Raw genomic sequence first — 4,032 nt, 5'->3', positions numbered from 1 at the left:
TAAATTTGCCGGGGTTGTCCACATCCGTGCGCGTCCAGTCACAGGCAAATCCCTTGGTTTCCGCCACAAACTGGTTCCAAGGCAGCGGATCGACGGGTTGGGGTGTGGAATAGACAATCTTAAAAAGACCATCCTCACCCACCTCACCAATGCGCACTGTCTTGGAAATGTGATGATTCGGGAACATCTTCACAGGACCTTCCGGCGCATTAAACGTCTGGCCAACGGCGGCTTGGCGCACTTTTTCTAAGTCGTCAGCTGTACCTGCTTGCTCCACCGCTTGCTTCCAAAGGTGAACAGCTATGTAAGCGGCCTCCATTGGGTCATTAGTGACGCGGTTTTGGCCAAACTTGGCCTTGAAGGCCTCCACAAAAGCTTTATTCTCTGGGGTATCCACGGTCATAAAGTAGTTCCAAGCGGCGTAGTGCCCCTTGAGGTACTCGACACCAATGGCTTGGACTTCTTCCTCGGCAATACTGACCGACATCGTTGGGTATTTATCGGGTGTCAGACCCGCCCCCTGCAACTGCTTGAAGAAGGCCACGTTGCTATCGCCATTGAGGGTGTTGAAAATCACACCGCCATCGGGTAAGGCATTGCGGATGCGAGTAATGATGGGCGTGACTTCAGTGTTACCCAAAGGCAGATAGTCTTCGCCCACTGTTTCACCACCTTTAGCTGCCAGTTGTGCCTTGATAATTGTGTTGGCCGTGCGGGGAAAGACGTAGTCCGACCCCACCAAGAAAAATTTCTTACCCTTGTTTTGCAGGAGCCAATCTACGGCGGGTTCGATTTGCTGGTTGGGAGCGGCTCCCGTGTAGAAAATGTTTTTCGAGCACTCTTGGCCTTCGTACTGCACGGGGTACCAAAGAAGATGATTCTTAGCTTCAAAGACGGGCAGCACAGCTTTCCGAGAGGCAGAAGTCCAGCAGCCAAAGACCGCGACCACTTTATCTTGATCAATTAACTTTGTGGCTTTTTCGGCGAAGGTTGGCCAGTCAGATGCTCCATCCTCCAGAACGGCTTCAATCTGCTTGCCAAGAACCCCCCCCGCTTGGTTGATTTGCTCAATGGCCAGTTGGGTAGCATCCACCACACTCTTTTCACTAATGGCCATCGTGCCACTCAGGGAGTGGAGAATCCCCACTTTGATCGTATTGCCACTGGGAGCTGGGGTTTGTCCACCGCCTCCCGTTTCTGTGGCTGGAGCACACCCTTTAATCAGTAGGCTCGTTCCCAATGCAGCTGAGCCATAGACCAAAAATTTCCGTCGTCCAAGTCCAAATTGTTGAGCCATGGGGTTTTGCTGTCTCGTATAAGCAATAATCTCCCATAGGTTAAGGGGACGTAATTGGCGCAAACTGTATCCCACGCTACTAAGTTTGGGCGATCGCTCCCTAATGAAGAATTACGCTCAATGAACAACGGTATCTCCTTAACCCGGTGGCCACTGCATGGCTCGTCCCCCTAACAGGTGCAGGTGCAGATGATAGACGGTTTGACCACCATCGGGGCCATTGTTAATGACAATACGATAGCCATTCGTTAAACCCTCTGCCTCAGCAAGGCGTTTCGCCGTCAGCAGCAGGTGCCCCAGCACACGGTGATCTTCCGGTTCTGCCAAGCTCAGTTGGGGAATCGGCTTTTTGGGGATCACCAGAATATGCACAGGGGCTTGGGGGTTGATGTCACGAAAGGCCAGACACACCTCATCCTCGTGAACAATATCTGCTGGAATCTCACGGCGGATGATGCGGCTAAAAATGGTTTCCGTGGTCATGGTTTCACTCCTCCGAGATATCTGATGGTTTAGGGATCCACCCAGCGGCCATCGGCCTTGATTAATTCCACAAGAGCAGCCACCCCTTCCGCTTCAGGGACCTTCTTGACTTCCTCACGACCGCGATAGAGGGAGATATAGCCGGGCTGTTTACCCACATAGCCATAGTCAGCGTCGGCCATTTCCCCCGGTCCATTGACAATGCAGCCCATAACGGCAATGTTCAGCCCCGTCAGGTGTTTGGTGGCTTCGCGGACTTTGTGCAGCACTTCCTCAAGGTTAAAGAGCGTGCGCCCACAGGAGGGACAGGCTACATACTCCACCATGGTTCGCCGCAGTCCCAAGGCTTGCAAAATGCCGTAGCAGACGGGAATTTCTTTTTCGGGGGCTTCCGTGAGGGAGACACGAATCGTATCGCCAATGCCTTCGGCGAGGAGGGTGGCAATGCCAGCAGTGGATTTGATGCGGCCATACTCGCCATCGCCGGCTTCAGTGACTCCCAAGTGGAGGGGGTAGTCCATGCCCAGTTCGTCCATGCGCTTGACCATGAGCCGGTTAGCGGCAATCATCACCGGTACGCGTGAGGCTTTAAGAGAAATTTCAAGATTGTAGAAGTTCAAGGACTCGCAAATACGGATAAATTCTAGGGCGGACTCTACCATTCCTTCGGGGGTATCGCCATAGGTAAAGAGCATCCGCTCGGCAAGGGAACCGTGATTGACGCCAATGCGCATGGATTTGCCCTGATCCCGCAGCGAGATCACCAGTGGCTCAAGGGTTTCCCGAATTTTGGCACCAATTTCCTCAAATTCCGCTTGGGTATATTCGGTGCGATCGGGCTTGGGTTTCTCAAAGACGTATAGCCCCGGATTGATGCGTACATTGTCTACATACTTGGCGACTTCGAGGGCAATTTTCATGCCGTTGTGGTGGACATCGGCAACCAAGGGCACGGGTTTGTAGGTTTTGTAGAGGCGATCGCGAATCTCTTCCATGGCTTTGGCATGGGCAAGGCTGGGCACCGTCACCCGCACAATTTCACAGCCAATTTCATGGAGACGACGAATGGCGGCCACTGAGCCTTCAATGTCTAGCGTGTCTTCATTGATCATTGATTGCACTGCCACGGGATGACCGCCCCCAATGATGACCGAGCCAATGGGCACAGGACGGGTCTTGCGACGGGCAATGGCAGTTTCTGTCGGCGTGGCTTGAGCAGGACTCGGCAGTGTTTGCATAGGATGTAAGTGGCCAAATTGCGCAACTTCTCCCTTTCAGGATGCCATAGAAGCGGCCAGCTGCGGCAGGCGATCGCCCCCCAAGAGAATAGTCCCCCAAAAAATACTCAAACGTCCCTATTATTGTTAGCAGTAGCCTTTAACAACCCCAAGGCTGTTTCTAGCACCCGAACTGCTGTTGCTGCAGGTAAGTGACGCAATTTACCAAGAATCTCAGTCACCAGTTGTTCTTCTTCCCGATGGGTGACATCCGTTTGATTGAGGTAGGCAATAAAACTTTCTAAATCCTCAAAGCCAAAAACACGACATAACCTTAATAGATTTTCAGTATTTGGAAATGACGCCATATTTTCCCATTTTTGCAGACAGGTATAGGAGATTCCTAGCTCGACGGCAAAGGCACGTTGACTGCGTAGGCCCCGTTTTTGGCGTAGAAGCCTAGAGAGCTGTTTGCGAGAGAGTGAACTAACCATGGGGAACCGAAATATACCCTTGGAAAGGGCACTGCGTCTTTTATTAACTTTACATGTCAAGCTCATCAATGAACACCCCTGCCACCTTGTCAAAAGTTGTCGCTTGACAACCTTAATGCCCGCAATTAGCATTGAATTGTTGGGCATAGATTGACAACAGCACTATGCATCCTGAGGACATCAAAGCAGAACTGCGGAAACGAGGCTGGAATGGCGCCAAAATTGGCCAAAAGCTAGGGGTTTCCCGTCATTGTGTATCGGCAGTAATTCGTGGCCGTTCCCGCTCGGCAATGGTTGAGAAGGAAATAGCAACGATTCTTGAAAAGCCCCTTTACATTGTTTTCCCCGCTTACTACAGTTGTCAACCGCCCTCGGACTAATTTTATTGTTTTTCTCTCTAATTACCTATCTTTAGTATAGCCTAACAATTCGAAAAATTTTACTTTGACAACTAACCTTTAATTTTTTCGCCGTATTCTTGAAACATTTCTTATTAGTACAAACATAATTTTAATAGACTTCAAAAAATAAATGAGGGGCA

The 4,032-nt window shown here is 50.8% G+C and carries 5 protein-coding genes; 1 reads left to right on the top strand and 4 read right to left on the bottom strand.

Annotation, left to right across the window (positions count from 1 at the left end; all coding sequences use genetic code 11):
* From urtA to IGQ15_RS08390, 4 genes are all read right to left on the bottom strand, one after another.
* On the bottom strand, positions 1 to 1,297 hold a 1,297-nt coding region (gene urtA / locus IGQ15_RS08405), incomplete at its 3' end, for an urea ABC transporter substrate-binding protein (protein ID WP_297050749.1).
* Between the two features lie 138 nt (positions 1,298 to 1,435).
* Positions 1,436 to 1,780 (bottom strand): histidine triad nucleotide-binding protein, encoded by a 345-nt coding sequence (locus tag IGQ15_RS08400; RefSeq protein ID WP_297050747.1) that lies wholly within the window; start codon positions 1,778 to 1,780, stop codon positions 1,436 to 1,438.
* Between the two features lie 29 nt (positions 1,781 to 1,809).
* Positions 1,810 to 3,018 carry a (E)-4-hydroxy-3-methylbut-2-enyl-diphosphate synthase gene (gene ispG, locus IGQ15_RS08395; protein WP_297050745.1) on the bottom strand — a complete coding sequence of 403 codons (1,209 nt, stop codon included), beginning with the start codon at positions 3,016 to 3,018 and terminating at the stop codon, positions 1,810 to 1,812.
* A 107-nt stretch (positions 3,019 to 3,125) separates the two neighbouring features.
* The gene (locus tag IGQ15_RS08390) at positions 3,126 to 3,491 is read right to left on the bottom strand and encodes a helix-turn-helix transcriptional regulator (protein ID WP_297050742.1); all 366 of its coding nucleotides are present in this window, start codon (positions 3,489 to 3,491) and stop codon (positions 3,126 to 3,128) included.
* Between the two features lie 164 nt (positions 3,492 to 3,655).
* Between IGQ15_RS08390 and IGQ15_RS08385 the strand changes: the two genes are divergently transcribed.
* Positions 3,656 to 3,871 (top strand): helix-turn-helix domain-containing protein, encoded by a 216-nt coding sequence (locus tag IGQ15_RS08385; RefSeq protein ID WP_297050739.1) that lies wholly within the window; start codon positions 3,656 to 3,658, stop codon positions 3,869 to 3,871.
* Positions 3,872 to 4,032 lie beyond the last annotated feature (161 nt).

The organism is Thermosynechococcus sp. M98_K2018_005, assembly GCF_015295825.1.
In the GTDB taxonomy this organism is placed as follows: domain Bacteria; phylum Cyanobacteriota; class Cyanobacteriia; order Thermosynechococcales; family Thermosynechococcaceae; genus Thermosynechococcus.
Note: the sequence above shows the minus strand (reverse complement) of the source record. Positions and strands in the feature narration are given on the sequence as shown.